Source organism: Paenibacillus bovis (genome assembly GCF_001421015.2).
Classification (GTDB): domain Bacteria; phylum Bacillota; class Bacilli; order Paenibacillales; family Paenibacillaceae; genus Saccharibacillus; species Saccharibacillus bovis.
In genome coordinates, this window is record NZ_CP013023.1 from 3,501,533 (window position 1) to 3,517,455 (window position 15,923).

The 15,923-nt window shown below is 46.2% G+C and carries 10 protein-coding genes and 1 other annotated feature; of the genes, 2 read left to right on the plus strand and 8 right to left on the minus strand.

Translation table 11 applies throughout. The features are described 5' to 3' along the window. Window positions 1–68: 68 nt before the first annotated feature. The 3 genes from AR543_RS14880 to AR543_RS14890 form a co-directional block, all read right to left on the minus strand. On the minus strand, window positions 69–1,499 hold the full coding sequence (locus AR543_RS14880) for a DHA2 family efflux MFS transporter permease subunit (protein WP_060535259.1): 1,431 nt from the start codon (window positions 1,497–1,499) through the stop codon (window positions 69–71). A 160-nt stretch (window positions 1,500–1,659) separates the two neighbouring features. After that, on the minus strand, window positions 1,660–2,127 hold the full coding sequence (locus AR543_RS14885) for a MarR family transcriptional regulator (RefSeq protein ID WP_060535260.1): 468 nt from the start codon (window positions 2,125–2,127) through the stop codon (window positions 1,660–1,662). 80 nt (window positions 2,128–2,207) lie between these two features. Further along, window positions 2,208–3,560 carry an MATE family efflux transporter gene (locus AR543_RS14890; RefSeq protein WP_060535261.1) on the minus strand — a complete coding sequence of 451 codons (1,353 nt, stop codon included), beginning with the start codon at window positions 3,558–3,560 and terminating at the stop codon, window positions 2,208–2,210. A gap of 128 nt (window positions 3,561–3,688) precedes the next feature. Here AR543_RS14890 and AR543_RS14895 point away from each other — a divergent pair, with 128 nt between their 5' ends. Next, entirely contained in the window at window positions 3,689–4,369 is a 681-nt protein-coding gene (locus AR543_RS14895; protein WP_060536796.1) for a TetR/AcrR family transcriptional regulator, read from the plus strand. Window positions 4,370–4,490: 121 nt separating this feature from the next. Here AR543_RS14895 and AR543_RS14900 read toward each other — a convergent pair whose 3' ends face one another. From AR543_RS14900 to AR543_RS14910, 3 genes are all read right to left on the minus strand, one after another. After that, window positions 4,491–6,167 (minus strand): glutamine--tRNA ligase/YqeY domain fusion protein, encoded by a 1,677-nt coding sequence (locus AR543_RS14900; protein WP_082472242.1) that lies wholly within the window; start codon window positions 6,165–6,167, stop codon window positions 4,491–4,493. 143 nt (window positions 6,168–6,310) lie between these two features. Further along, window positions 6,311–6,593, minus strand: a binding site (T-box leader). Between the two features lie 48 nt (window positions 6,594–6,641). Next, complete coding sequence (locus tag AR543_RS14905) at window positions 6,642–7,940, minus strand: arsenic transporter (protein WP_060535262.1); 1,299 nt, start codon at window positions 7,938–7,940, stop codon at window positions 6,642–6,644. A gap of 135 nt (window positions 7,941–8,075) precedes the next feature. Next, a complete protein-coding gene (locus tag AR543_RS14910; protein WP_060536798.1) occupies window positions 8,076–8,420 on the minus strand; it encodes an ArsR/SmtB family transcription factor in 345 nt (114 codons plus the stop codon). A 292-nt stretch (window positions 8,421–8,712) separates the two neighbouring features. Here AR543_RS14910 and AR543_RS14915 point away from each other — a divergent pair, with 292 nt between their 5' ends. Beyond that, a complete protein-coding gene (locus tag AR543_RS14915; RefSeq protein ID WP_087071275.1) occupies window positions 8,713–9,090 on the plus strand; it encodes an ArsR/SmtB family transcription factor in 378 nt (125 codons plus the stop codon). A gap of 83 nt (window positions 9,091–9,173) precedes the next feature. On the opposite strand, the gene AR543_RS14920 is transcribed toward AR543_RS14915, so the two are convergent. Beyond that, window positions 9,174–10,190, minus strand: coding sequence for a cation diffusion facilitator family transporter (locus AR543_RS14920; RefSeq protein ID WP_060535263.1), 1,017 nt, complete (start codon window positions 10,188–10,190; stop codon window positions 9,174–9,176). A gap of 265 nt (window positions 10,191–10,455) precedes the next feature. Beyond that, window positions 10,456–15,750 (minus strand): S-layer homology domain-containing protein, encoded by a 5,295-nt coding sequence (locus tag AR543_RS14925; RefSeq protein WP_145953922.1) that lies wholly within the window; start codon window positions 15,748–15,750, stop codon window positions 10,456–10,458. Window positions 15,751–15,923: the final 173 nt, after the last annotated feature.

Here is a 15,923-nt window from a genome sequence, read left to right on the forward strand (position 1 = left end):
AGCTTCCCTGTCTTCTGGCGAAAAGTAGATGATCTGCACTACTTTCTGACTGAAATAGACTGAATCATTCATTCCTGAACGTTATTCCGGTGATGAATATTCTTCTTATGGGTAAGCAGCAGGCCGGGAAAAAAGATCAGTGCCAGCACAATAGCCGATACCAGGAATCCGGCCTGATATCCTTCTGGATGATCCATTGCTGACTGGATTGGGGAAATCGAGCTGGCGACAACCGTAGCCATAACGGCAGAGCCAAAGCTGGAACCCAGATTCTCAATAATGTTGATACCGATACTGGCTTCGGGGATCTGTCTGCTGTCGAGCCCGGTATAAGCATCACTGGTCAGCGGCAGCATAATGCCTCCTACACTGGTACCACGAATGAATAACAAGAAAGCAATCCAGATCATACTCGTCTGATCTGTAATAAATACGAGCGGTACCGAGCCGATCAGCGCAAGCCCAAGACTGACTATCACTACATATTTGGCACCTATACGGTCTATCATCGTCCCGATCAGCGGCCGGGTAATCAGCATTCCTACTCCCTGCGGTATAAGCGCAAGCGCCGATTCAATAGCTGTAAAATGACGGAAACTTTGAAAAAAGAGCGGCAAGATCAGCATCGGACCTATAATCGCCATATTGGCAAGAAACAATCCTGCGCTGGAAGCGGCAAAGCTCCGGTGAGCAAACAGATTCATCGGCAATACAGTCTGATGTCCCCGCATATGATCATAAGCCATATAGACGGCGATTAGCACCAGACCAATCCCTACCCACAGCAGTGTCTCCCGATTATGAAACGAAGCATATCCGGAAGCTTGGGTAATACCATAGATCAATACGGCACTAATTGTAGACAACAGAATAATACCCGGCATATCGAGACGGCTGTTTTTATCAAAAGGTTCAAAATCGGGAATATATTTTATCATGAGAGGAACAGCGATGCAGAGGATAAATACATTGATAAAGAAAATCCAGTGCCAGGAAGCGATCTGAATAATCATGCCTCCTATCACCGGCCCCAGAATAGGTCCCAGGATCATGGGTGTACTGACGATAGCTATTACTTTTCCGAGATGATCAGGCCCTGCTGTTTTGACGAGGAGTGCAGACATGAGTGCCGTAATAATCCCCGCGCTGAATCCCTGAAGCAGCCTGAAAAAGACAAAGATGGAAATGTTCCAGCTAATCCCTGTCAGAATCGACAGAAGACCAAAAGCGATGACTGCTCCGATAAAGATTCGTTTGCCATTATAGCGGTTCATCAGCCAGCCCGAGATCGGTACAGCGACTGCCAGTGCCAGGATATAGCCGGTAATTGCCCATTGAACGATAGCCAGCGTAGTATGGAATGCCTGGTTAAGCGGGTCGATAGCAATATTGATCATGGTCGAGTCCAACATCGGAGCAATCGCACCAAGAGCTATCGCCCAGGCAGCACCCAGTGTCTTTTTGGGTAGTCCGAATGATTGGGGAGAAGACGTTGACATAGAAGTAACCTTCTTTCTATTATTGTTTCCATGTCAACAATATAATATTTTTGTTTCCTAGTCAACAAAAATTTAAATATAAAAAACAGCCTTATTGTCATGCAGACAGGCTGTCTTTATAACTATACTGATAGTAGATGGTACTATTTTTGCTTATTCTTTAATTGATACTAATGCCCTGCTTTTGTATTTCCTGGTCGAGATGTTGACTGTACTTTTCTATAAATCTCAGCATACTGTCAAACTGTTCATCGGTAATCTGATCAAACACGATCTGATCACGCTGCTGGAATTCACGATGAAGCCTGTCGTGAATCGCAAATACAGATTCTCCCTGGTCAGTCAGTCTAAAATAAATCTCTTTTTTGTTATCCTGTTTTTGATAGCTCTGGATCAATTGCCGATCGATCAGTTTTTTGGTTATTTTGCTGATCGCACCACGGGTCATATACAGGGATTCGGCGAGCCGTGTGACATTGCACTCTGCATGTTTGCCAATGTAATCGATACAATGCACTTCCGAAGGCTTGTACCCCTCTAGACTGTGTTCCATTTTGTATTTGTTCAGCCAAGCCATTTTGTTAAATAATTCCCTGAATTCTGTCATGACCTGTTCCTGCTTGTTCATGGCCTGCCCTCCTGTCCGCTCTACTTTCTCCCCTATCATTTTAGCATCTTTTCTGCTGCAGCCCCAGTATCATCCATATTCTACTCGGCCAGCTGCTCCATATCGGGCTGCAGACGGTTTCGTAGTATATACAGCATGGCGGCTCCCACTACAAAAGCAGCGATATCCGAAATGACAAGAGACCAGACGACACCATGGAATCCATTAATCCGGTTCGCGATATACAATACAGGAATCAGTGTAACTCCCTGGATGATCGACATCACAAAAGCAGCTGTTCCCTGGCCGGTAGCCTGAAAAATCCCGGTAAACAGTGTCGTAATTCCAGTAATAAATAACGACAGGAAAGTAACATGCAAAATATAACTTCCCATTTCGATCAATAATGGATCATTGGTGAACAGACCAATCAGATGACCGGATACCAGATACACAACAGCACCAAATGCCACAGCCAATATTACAATACCCTGAATCGTAAACGTAATCGTCTGCTTCATCCGCAATCTGTTGGCCGCATAAGAGAAAGCAATGAGTGGCACTACACCTTCGCATAATCCCATCAGAATAAACTCGGGAAATTGCAGCAGCCGCGATGAAATGCCATAAGCCGCTACAGCCTGATCTCCATATTCAGTCAGAAATAAATTGAATATAAGCGACATCGCTCCCAAAAACAGACTCATGATAAATACAGGTACACCGATTTTGAGCACATTGCCCAGGATTTCTCGGGTTACTTTGAACCAGCGGATAGAAAGCGTCAGAAACCGGGTTCTCCAGCCTATATGAACTGCGTAAAATACATTTGCAGCCAGATTCGAGACAACTGTAGCTGACGCCACGCCGGTGACTCCCCAATGGAACACAAAAATAACCAGTACATCTAGTACAATATTGACTACCACACTAATAATCATGCCGATCATGGATGTAATCGCCGATCCTTCGGAACGAACAATATTTTCCAGTGTAAAACATAACACGATCACAGGCGAACCGATCAGCATCACTGTAACATAATCCTTGGTAAATTCGAATGAACTTGCTGCTGCTCCAAGACCGTAAACGATAGAGTTAATCAGCGGCAAGCCGGCAGCGATAACAAGCAACCCCAGTATCAGACTGCTGTAAAAAGCAAACGACGATACATGTTTGACATCATCATATCTTTTTTCTCCCAGCAAACGGGAAATAAAAGTACCGCTACCTATGCCAATCAGATTGCCGAGTGCCATTAGAGCCGCAAATAAAGGCAATGTGAGCGCCAGCGCTGTCAGCATGGCTGTATTGTGCAGAGTACCGAGAAAATAAGCATTTAAAATCGAATAAATCACACTCATTGACATCCCCAGCATCATCGGTACAGCAAAATGGGCAATCGCTTTGGCAACAGGAGCTTTCTCAAAATAATGGAGATTTTCAGCATCCATCTCTATTCCTACTTTCTTTTAATTTTATCTAACAGTGTTAGATTGTGCCTTACAGTGTTAGATGTTATCATACGAATATGAAGCTGTAAAGTATAAACTTACACTGTTAGATAAAAAGGACGGATATGATGAAAAAACAGCAACCACAGATTTCGGAAGAGCGTATTTTGGAAGCTTCCTGGGAACTTCTCGGTGAAGACGATATCGAAAAGTTCAGTCTAAGACGTCTGGCTACCCGGTTGAATATACAAGCGCCTTCCCTGTACTGGTATTTCAAAAGCAAACAGGATCTTTATCAGCGGCTTGCCAATCAGGTATGCAAAATGATTCTGGAAGAATTTGATTCAGATGGAGACTGGAAGCAGCAGATGACCGAGATCGCTGCGGTTATACGCCGCGTGCTTATGCGTTATCCCTGCTCGACCCAGATTATGATGATAACACTGCCCAATGAACCGGATATTATCCGTTTTACCAACCGGATGCTGCTTTGCGTAGAATCGACCCCGCTGCGATCCGATCAGAAATTTCAGGTAGTGACTACTTTTGTGAATTACATTTTTTATTTTGTAATGGATGACTACCAGCATCAGCGCAGTGTTGAAGCTATCTCCGATAATGGGGAGACCCTGCCGGGTGACAAAATGTTGTCCCTCCTAGATTCCATGAGCGAAGACGAAGCCGGTCTTTTCCGCCGAATGTTCAATAATAAAGGGTATGAGGTGATGGGTACCCATCAGTCTTTTGAATTTGGCTTAAAACTGATTTTGCTCGGGATTGAGCAGGCGATCAGGGACGAGGAGAATTAGAATCACAAAAAGCGCCGCTCGGCTATCCGAAGGGCGCTTTTTGTCGCAGTTTATGATAATTCAAAACGTTTACGATATGTTAAAACGAACAGGTATAGATACAGCTCTGTCTGCGTAAATTTTATCGTTTATTGCCTTTCCAGAAATCTTTGAGAGATACAATTCGGTTGAAGACAGGACGCTCAGCCGTTGTATAGTTAGAGTCTACACAGAAATAACCGTGTCGGATAAACTGGAAACGATCTCCTGCCGATGCTTGAAGAAGTGATGGTTCCGCTATACAGCCTATCATGCGGATCAGGGATTCCGGATTGATGCGTTCCTGCCAATCAACCGTCCCTGTAGACACCGCATCTGGTTCGCGGAGCAGTGAAGAGTACAGATGCGCCTCTATAGAAACACCGTGGGCAGCCGATACCCAGTGCAGCGTTGCTTTGACTTTGCGGTCTGTAAAGCCGCTGCCGCTTCGTGTCGCCGGATCATACGTGCAGTGCAGTTCCACGATCTCTCCTGAAAAAGGATCGTGAACGATATGCTCACAGCGAATAAAATAAGCTCCTTTCAGTCGCACTTCCACTCCCGGAGACAGACGGTGGAATCCACGAATCGGTTCCTCCATAAAGTCTTCCCGCTCTATCCAGAGCTCTCTCGTAAACGGAAGCTCCCGTGTACCCATTTCTTCATTCTCCGCATTGTTCTCTATGGTCAGCCACTCGGTTTTATTTGCAGGATAGTTGGTAATGACTACCTTGATCGGGTCCATTACGACCATGGCGCTGCGTGTGCCTGGCTTCAGGTTCTGACGAATAGTATGCTCTAGCATGGACATGTCCACAGTACTGCTGGTACGAATCATTCCAATCTCTCTGAAAAAGGAATGAATACTCTCTGGTGTATATCCCCGACGTCGCATTCCTTGCAGTGTAGGCAGTCGCGGATCATCCCATCCGTCGACGTAACCTCCTTCTACCAATTCGCGCAGATACCGTTTGCTTGTTACAACTCCTGTAATATTGAGCCGTCCGAACTCGCGTTGTTTGGGTGGCTCCTTCACTTCCAGTTCATGCAGTACCCATTCATACAGCGGCCGATGTTCTTTGAACTCGATCGAACAGAGTGAATGAGTAATTCCCTCCAGCATATCCTGGATCGGATGGGCAAAATCATACATCGGATATATACACCACTCTGTTCCTGTACGGTAATGCGGGGCGTGAATAATCCGGTACAATACGGGGTCCCGCAAAGTCATATTCGGAGAGGCCATATCGATCTTTGCCCGCAGCACCCGGGTTCCGGCATCATTTTGACCGGCGCGCATATCGGCCAGCAATGCCAGATTTTCTTCGACAGAGCGATTGCGATAAGGACTATTGATTCCGGGTTCGGTCAGGGTGCCACGGTACAGCGTCATTTCTTCCGGTGTCAGATCACAGACATAGGCTTTGTTTTTACGGATTAGCCGAATTGCTGCTTCATAATAATATTCCGCATAATCGGAGCCAAAATGCAATTGCGGACGATAGCCCAGCCACTCTATATCTTCAACAATCGAATGTACGTACTCCATACTTTCCTTGAGTGGATTGGTATCGTCCATCCGCAGCTTGAATACTCCTTCATACTGCCGGGCCAGCTCTGCATTGGTAATAATCGCAAAAGCACTGCCGATATGCAGATAACCGTTCGGCTCCGGTGGAAAACGGGTCGCTATAGGGCGACTATACACATGGTTACGAATATCTTCTTCAATTACTTTATGAATAAAATGGGAGTGATTCTCGTTCATTATCGTCATGGGGTGACCTCCTTGATATGGGTTCGGCTGTTACAACTGCCAGATCCTTCTTCTCGTTTATTGCGCTCGTTATACCGGAGATATTCCTTGTACGAACGAGATTACAGACACAACAAAAAAATCCCACCTCCAAGACATATAGTCTTGGGGACGAGATTCTGATCGCGGTGCCACCCCAGTTTGCGAATATATCACTATATCCGCCTTATCAGGTACGCCGCTATGCCAATCTGCTTTGATCAGCAGACGGTTGACGGTTATACCCTAGCTCTGTAACAGGAGCGCCTGTCGTACCATACCCGGTTGATCCGGTCCGATCCGCTGCTCAGAGGCTTGTTTCAAATAAGACTTTTTGACTCCTTTTCAGCGGCTGGAGCTCTCTGTACAAAAAGTGATTTATTCTACTCTTCTCATCATCGCATTTAATATTGGAACTATACTATCATTCGGAAGTGCATTTGACAATAGTTACATCTATGCAATCAACAGCAGCCACAGGTACAATCCCAGCAGCGTCAGGAACAGGGTCGGAATAGTCAGGATAATACCTGTTTTGAAATACGTTCCCCAGGAGATACGAATTCCTTTGCCATTCAGCACATGCAGCCAGAGCAATGTGGCGAGTGATCCAATCGGCGTCATCTTCGGGCCCAGATCGGATCCGATGACATTGGCATAGATCAGCCCTTCCTTGATCACTCCTGCAGCGGTAGTCCCATGAATAGCCAGCGCATTGATTAGCACTGTCGGGAGATTGTTCATGACAGAAGACAGTATGGCAGAGAGAAAGCCCATGCCCATGGTAGCCGTGAACAGCCCATGATCCGCGGTCACCTGAATCATGCCTGCCAATATGTCGGTCAAACCTGCATTACGCAGACCATATACTACCACATACATCCCGATCGAGAAAAATACAATTGCCCAAGGGGCACCTTTGACTACTTCACGTGTCGGCACTGCTTCACTGCGGTTCGCCATAATCAGGAAAAAGACAGCAATCACTCCCGCGACGAGCGAGACCGGAATATCAAAAAATTCACTAACAAAATAACCTACCAACAGCAATCCCAGTACCCACCAGGACAGTCGGAACATACGGATATCCTTGATCGCATCTACCGGAGGCTTGAGATTGCTCTCGTCAAATGTACCTGGAATACTTTTGCGGAAAAAGATGTACAGCACCAGAATACTGGCTCCGAGGGCAAACAGATTCGGTACTATCATCCGGCCCGCATATTCCATAAAAGTAATATGGAAATAGTCTGCCGAGACAATATTCACCAGATTGCTGACTACCAGCGGCAATGAAGTAGTATCGGCAATAAAACCGCTCGCCATAATAAACGGCAGAATATGCTTGTCACTCAGCTTCAGCGCACGCACCATTGCCAGAACAATCGGCGTCAGAATCAGTGCAGCCCCGTCATTCGCAAACAAAGCCGATACTACGGCTCCCAGCAGGGACACATAGATAAACATGCGCAGCCCGTTACCGTGAGAGATACGGGCCATATGTAGCGCCGCCCATTCGAAAAATCCGATCTTGTCGAGAATAAGCGAGATTAGAATAATCGCAACAAATGTCAATGTTGCGTTCCATACAATCTGCGTCACATCCCATACATCCTGCAGATTCACTACACCCGCTAGTAAAGCCAGAGCAGCACCTCCGCATGCTGTCCAGCCGATCGAGAGATTTCGCGGCTGCCAGATTACAAAAACAAGAGTAATGACAAAAATAACAATCGCCAGAATTACATTAAGCACAATAACTTCCTCCACATGATCAGCATAACAATATTCGTAATGTTAAACAGGCAAGCCACCTATTGAATCACTTTATCCTCACCTGTACCCGTAATTAGCCGAAGTCTGCTACTTTTTAAAAGGGATATAGCTATATTAGCAGCAGCGGTCATTGTCCGGGCTGCTGCAGCTTGATTCTGTTTTATTCAGCATACGCAGAATCTCGTTACTGCCGGGCAGATGATCGAGTATGGCCTGAATATGTGGCTTGTCGGCAATATTGAGCGAATAATAGACCCATTGCCCCCTGCGTTCTTCTTTAACGATTTTGTGGGATTTCAGCTTGCGCATATGCTGGCTGATACCGGGCTGCGAGATTTCAAAAATATCCACGAAATCACATACACACCATTCTCGTTCCTTGAGCAGCGCTACCATAATCAACCTTGTCCGATCACCCAGCAACTTGATCTGTTCCGCCAACTCTGTCATTTGATCCAGCTTGTTAAAATGAAGCTCCATCTCCAACTTGATCCCTCCTATTATGGAAAGTCCATAGGTCAATCCATATATATATTCTATAATGCCATATCCAGAGTCATCAGCGTTAATCACTATATAATAATATGCTTATATATTAATAAAGAAATACTGCATCGTCAAACTTTTACACTCTCGTCTATAGGTTGTCATCTCTTATGTTATTGATTTACGCTTTTTTATTTCCACTATTCGTAATCGCAACGATTTTTGCTATAATGAGAATATATGATTTGCGAGGAAGGTGAAAAACGTGAAGCAGGAAGCCATTATAGAAGAATGCAGCCATTGCAACGATGCTACGGAAGCTTCACAGCAGGCACTTGCTCGTATGAAGCAGGAACTGATTAATAATGATACGGCGCTGTCGATGGCCGAAATTTTCAAAGCGCTGGGCGATCCTACCCGCGTCCGGTTGATCTATGCTCTTCTTCAGAAAGAGCTTTGTGTCCATGATATTTGTGAAGTGCTCGATATGACCCAGTCGGCGGTATCCCACCAGCTCCGTTATTTGCGCAATATGCGTATCGTCAAACCACGCAAAGTCGGCAAAACAGTTTTTTATTCACTGGATGATTATCATGTAGAAGAGATTTTCAGACAGACCCACCAGCATTTGACCCATAAATAATCGCTGTGCCTGTGCAGCCTGCTCCATATGACCATACAAAAAAAGGAAGTCTCTATTCGGAGACTTCCTTTTTGGCATTTATTTTAATGCTTGTTGCCCTCACATTTCATATCTGGCGTATCCAGCTGAATGGTAATATGACCGATTCCATAATGCTGCTGGATCAGCTCGCGTGCCGACTTCATGATCTGACTGCCGTTGGCGGTATCATCGATAATCAGATGGCAGCTCAGCAGTGGCAAATCCGATGACAGCGACCATACATGCAGATCATGAACACCCTGTACATGCGGGATACCGGCCAATTCACGGGTAATCTCTTCGGTGTGAATATGAACAGGCGTGCCCTCCATCAGAATATGCACAGAATCCCGGGTCACCCGATAGGCGCTGATTAGTACAAGTACAGCGACAATAATACTCGCGATCGGATCCGCCAATGTCCAGCCAAAGAACATAATCAGCAGCGCGGCCACAATCGCCCCTACCGAACCGAGCAGATCACCGATAACATGCAAAAAGGCACTACGGATATTCAAATTCTCGGAAGTATCGCCTTTCATGAGGATATAGGCTGCCAGTATATTAACGATCAGTCCAATAATAGCAATCGTCAGCATTCCCGAGCTCATAATATTCTGCGGCTCACTAAAACGCTGGAAAGCCTCCCAGAAAATATAAAGTGAAATAACGACCAGAGCAATTCCGTTCAAAAATGCCGCGAGTACTTCAAAACGCTTGTAGCCATATGTTTTGGTACCGCTGGCCTGACGTTGCCCCCATACCATGGCGACAAAGCTGAGTCCGAGTGCAGCCGCATCGCTGAACATATGCCCTGCATCTGACAGCAATGCCAGACTGTTCGTCACTATCCCCCCGATCACTTCCACGATCATAAAAGCAGCGATCAGGAAAAAAGCCAGGCCCAGCGCCTTTTTGTTCGCATTATGTGCATGAGAATGATTGTGCCCATGGCCATGATGATGCGAATGACCGTGATGCGAATGCCCATGATGAGCGTGTTCTGCATGATCATGGGTTGTGGAGTGATTAGTGTGAAGGGTCTTTTCACTGTCAGATATAGGGTTTGTAGATGTCATAATTATCCGCTCCTTTAATACCTATTAAACGATTTATCATCAGAAATAACATATGAGCAATTGTTCATATGTTGATTATAATCCAGCTTTCCTTTTCTGGCAATACTGAAGCCAACGATTATCTTTACCAGCGACACAGCGGGCGGCAGATTGATGACGCTACAAAAAGCCTTCTCTCCACGATCTGGAAAGAAGGCTTTTTGAATATACTGCTATTCACACTTTGATTTATATCTGGTTCTGTTGTAAAAAGTCCTGCGATTAATTAGCGCATCTCCTGGGATAGATCCTGAATCCAGTCTTCACTGCCTTCTGCATTAATGATCGATTCATGCGAGATCGCTGCTTCCTGAATATTACCGAATCCCCAGTATCCCTGCTGTACATCAGGGAACATGGCTTCACGATTCCGCAGCGGTCCCCGGTTCAGCATTACATTCATCATTGTCGCAGCTTCTACACGGCTGATCTTGGCATTCGGACGGAATGCTCCATCCGGATAGCCCTTGATCCATTGGTTCTGATACAGCTGCTCAATCGCACTGGCTGCCCAGTGGTCTTTGATATCATTAAAATGATACGTCGATAGCGGACTGATCGGAAGCTGTTTAAAACGTGTAACTACTGCTGCGAGTTCTGAACGGGTAACCGGCTCATCTGGACGGAAGTACGTTCCTTTTTGGAAATACCCCTCATTCACTGCAATATCAATATAATCTGCCGCCCAGTAGCCGACAGGTACATCTTTGAAGCCTGCTCTGGTGGCTGTGCCTGCATCCTCGGTCAGACGTGCAACCATGGCAGCGAGTTCGGCTCTGGTCAGAGAACGATTCGGATAGAAATTTCTATCTGGATAACCCTGCATATACCGCTTGTGTCCCAGATGATCATAACGCTGGGAGAACACCCGAATCATCACGGATGACAATTGATCTGCGGTTTCTTCTGCACTGCTTCCGGAGGTGACAGAAGCAGCAACTACCATGTTCTCATTGGCTGCATGAGCCTGAGGCCATTTCACCTGAATGGTAAACTTGCCGCTTTGCCCCGTTTTCACTTGAGATAACGGCCAGCCCACCATGACTGCTTCAGTGGTCGTATTGATTGCTCCTCCATCTGCTGCGATCACTTCTGTGCCGACCGGCAGCTTCAGATTAACAGTACCGCTGGTCAGAGAAGCTGTTCCGTCATTCTGATAATCTACAGTAAGCGTGCTGACTGAGCCTTCTTCTACCTGTGTCTTGTCTGCTGTAACGCTGACACGGACATGAGGTGTACCTGATACTACAGAAACGGAGGTTCCTCCGCCAGAGTGACCACCTGATGAGGAGACCAGCGGCGCCAGTTGAATATCTTTGCGTACAATCTCAGTTTCTACCGAAATCGTCTCACTTCTGTAATCGGCGTAACCATCTTTGTGAACCAGCAGATAATAATCGGTATATGGATAGACCATATACGCGTAGAATCCTTTGGCATCTGTTAGCTGGATCGGACTCGCATTATTATTCGGTTCAAATCCCGGAATAGCCGGCAGGCTTACTTTTGTATCTGCCTTGCTGCCATTACGATCGGTTTTGGCATAATACAGTGTAACCGTCGCTCCAGGAATAAGGGCTCCTGTGTTCTGATCAGTTACTGTACCATACGGATCGACCAGCTCCTGGGAAATATTCATTTCACCATCTGCTGTTACCTGTACACTACTCTGGGTAACCGTGATTTCCTGACCACTGCCCAGATCATACCGAATATCCAGCGTATAGGAACCATTCTCCAGACCTTCCGCACTGAATACCCCATTGTCCTGCATAGCAAATGCTTTGGGATGTCCGCTGCTGTCTGCAATATAAGTTCCTGTTGCCTTGTTCATCAAATATGCTTTGGTTTTATTCAGGAAGCTGTCCTGCAAAATACCGGTCGAGCCATCAGGCTTTTTCATGAGCAGAACGCCTGTAACGGTTTTTTCAGAATTGAAGTTCTGCTGATTATCCCCTTTGACAGAACCTACAATTGCTTTTTGATTATATTTGATCGGAGTAGATACACCTCCGATATCCATCATTTCGGTAATCTCGAGTGCATACTGCTGATCTGCTCGTGGAACCGTAATATTATAAGAGCCATCTGCACCGGTTACAACGGACTTGATAAAATCGATACCCGGCTCCATCACTCCGTTACCATTGAGATCGAGAGATGCTTTGACGGTTGCTCCGTTAACACGAACATTACCAGTGCCACGTGTGACGATACCGCTAATAGCAGGCGGCTGGAATGCAATCATAATCTGATCCTGTGCTTCCAATCCACGATCTGGATCGTTGGCAGCAGCTTGGACGATATATTGCATTTCCTGATCGGTCTCGGTAGCTGCCGAGCGGTATGTTACTACCGCTTTGCCGGTATTATCTGTCACTATTTTTTCACCGTTTTGCAGTGGTTGTCCATCTTTTAGCAGTGTGCCTACGTTGGACAGGGAGCGGAATCCTACCGGTACGCCGGCGATTGCTTTGCCATCCAGATCTGTAAGAACTGCTGTAAGCTGGGTAGTTGCTTTACCATCTGCCAGAATCCGGGCAGGATTGGCACTCAGCTTGAGCACAGCCTGAATTGCTTCTGGTTCAGCTTCTACATTGACTTTATTGGATGGATTAGAAGCTATTTCTTCCACAATCTGAATCACGTAATAATGATCGGCAATAGGAACACTAGTAAAGGTGTACATCCCTGCTGGGTCTGCTCTGCCATTGTCAATCAGCATGCCTTCACGATACAGCTTGAGCGATGCGGACGGTTGTGCACCAGAGACGCTGACCGTACGAGCGTCATTGATGCTGCCTGTTGCAATTACAGGATCCGGCGCCGTCTGAACAGGTGGTGTTGATCCAATATTGACGATATTGGAGTGTCTACTTTCCAGCTGGTCAACTGTTTGAGTAACTGTATAGCCTGCAGCTGACGGTACATGACGGAAAGTATATTTTCCATTTTCCTCTGCTGTACCATTTGCGATAACTACATTTTCTGCATTGTATAGCTGCAGTTGGGCCCGGTAGACAGCTCCGGTGACATTAATCATGCCTTCCCCATCATATACATCTCCGGTCGCCGTTACAGGGTCTGGAGCATTCGGGCTTATAATAACCGTGGCTTCTACATCAACAGCATTGGAGAAGTCACTTTCCAGACTATCTACTGTCTGGGTTACTGTATATTTCTGATCAAAAGGAACACCGACAAACGTATAATGGCCTGTCTGATCTGCTATGCCGTTACTTATCGGCTGTCGCCCAGGGCTATACAGTATCAGAGATGCAAAAGGTTCGGCACCCGAAACGGTTACTGTTCCCTCTCCATTGATACTTCCAACCGCATGTACCGGAAGCGGACGGCCTACCTGAAATAAAGTAACATCTTCGGCCGAATTGCCTGCTTCATCTGCAGTTACAGCTCTGACCGTATGAGAAGTCTGCGACCAAGGAGAGGTAGGAGTATAACTCCACAGTCCTGCTGAATCTGCAGTGACATCAGTAACAATCGTATTATCAATCACCAGATTGACCGAAGCATTAGGCTCGGTCGTGCCGTATACATTGGCCTGCACACTGGCACTTCCACCCGAAGCAGGACGCTGAATTGCGATATTGGTTTTTGTTTTTACACGAAGTTTTAATACAGCCTGTTTGCTGGCATTACTGCCTGCTGTTACCACTACCGTATAGGCTGCCGGGTCTAGCAGCGGGTGCCCGGACGGAACTGCCAATGTCCATTTGCCATTGGATACAGGAACAGCATTAAACGTACGATTATCTGTAGGGTCCTGATCATTGGTTATTTTCAGATTGACGGATGTATCTGTCGATCTTCCCCGCAGTACAGGATTTACATTGGTATAGTACGTATAGGCATGAGAGCCATTTTCGATACTGACGGATACGTCATCGACTCCGTAATTCAGAGCGCCTGTTGTCTGCGTATTGCCTGCCTCATCCACTACGCTGGCTTTGATGACATGGTAGGTTGTGGTGCTCGCGTTGGGAGGCAACGGACGATCGATCGTAAGAGACCAATTGCCGTCACTGCCTGCTTGTATTTCCTGATAAGCAGCATTATCGATCGTCAGCTTCACCTTTTCTCCCGGATTGGCTTTACCTGTAATAACAGGTGTAGCCGTTCCGCGAGTAGAGTTAGCCGGGGACGTAATCGCCAGATTGCTGGACAGATAATGAATCGTCTGTGTATCGAGAATCTGCGCATTATTGGCTGCTACAGCCACAATCTGATACGTTTTGCCTGCAGTCAGTCCAGACGGATATGTGAGCGTTCCGCTGTTCCAGCTGCCAGGATTGCCAGATACAACAATACCTGTTTTGGTAAATACCGATGTTTGTACAGGAGGTGTAGAATTCGACAACTGGTAGATGTTCAGATCCACTTTGCGGGCACCGCCGGTCGAACGGATATAATCTCCACCAAAAGAAGACGGGAATTGATAAGTAGAGTAGTCTTCCTTGCCATTAATGGTCACATTCGACAGATCACTGAATATAGCAATTTTCTGGCTTGCCTGTGCAGTATCCTGATTTTCGTTAGTTACTTTGGCTGTAACCAGATAACTGTCTTCGGCAGGCAATCCCGATATCCCCGAGATCGTCCAGCTGCCCTGATTTACAACTGTATTGTACGTTTTGGATATTCCGGATTGAGTAACAGAGTTAATGGTTACTGCTACCGAACTTTGATCACGCGCCGATGTTGTTGTACCACTGATCGAAGCCGGGAAAGTGGTAGCGGTCTCACCAAGTCCTGTAATAGCAATAGTCGGACGATACATAGCAAATGCCGGACTCATCACAGCATAAGCGCCTGCCCCCTGCATTCCATCCTTATTAATAACAGCCAGATTGGCCGCTTTGGAGGTAGCAAAGTTAAACTGTAAAATTGATGAAGACTTGATATTGGAGTCGATATCCGTCAGTGCACTTACAGGCACCTGAATATCCAAAAAATAATCTGCATTGGTATCCTCAGTTACCCGTGTACCGGGAACCTTGCTGCCGGAAGAATCGGTTTTATTAATATAATGAATAACAGATCCTGTCGCATTCGATACATAAATATAGTCTTCATGTGGTGATTTGCCGTCCAGGCCTATAGTGGCACGCGGTACCCCATTTTGCAGAACCTGCACCATCCATACCGAGGACAGAAATCCTCCCTTGCTATCACTCGGATCGCCGAGCAGACGAATACGGAAAAACAGATTGCTCCCGTCTCCAGCTGCATAAAAGGAAGGTTTATCTCCCGATCCTTTGGATACGCCACTCTGAAAATCGACATCATCCGGACTGATACCGGGTTCATTGGCCGGGTCGTAAAATACATTTCCCTGGCGATCCGCATAAGGTGTAAAGCTGGCTGGCCATGATGCAACGGGGCTGTTAATCGCCTGAATCACCGGTGCTGCAGCCTGGCTCGCACCCGGAACGGCTCCGGTCCATATCAGTACAACTGCCAGAAATGCAGCCAATATTCTGGATAAGTAATTTCTTTTCACCTGCTTGCCCCCTGACTAGAGTAAATAACTTCTTTACTTAATATCGGAGAATAGGTTTATTTTGTTATATAACTTCACTCACTTTTTAGATCATTTACGACATTTTTCTACATATTATTGTGGATGTTATTTTTCTTGTCTGCGGCATTTGATGGGTGCTTGTCTGATTTGGG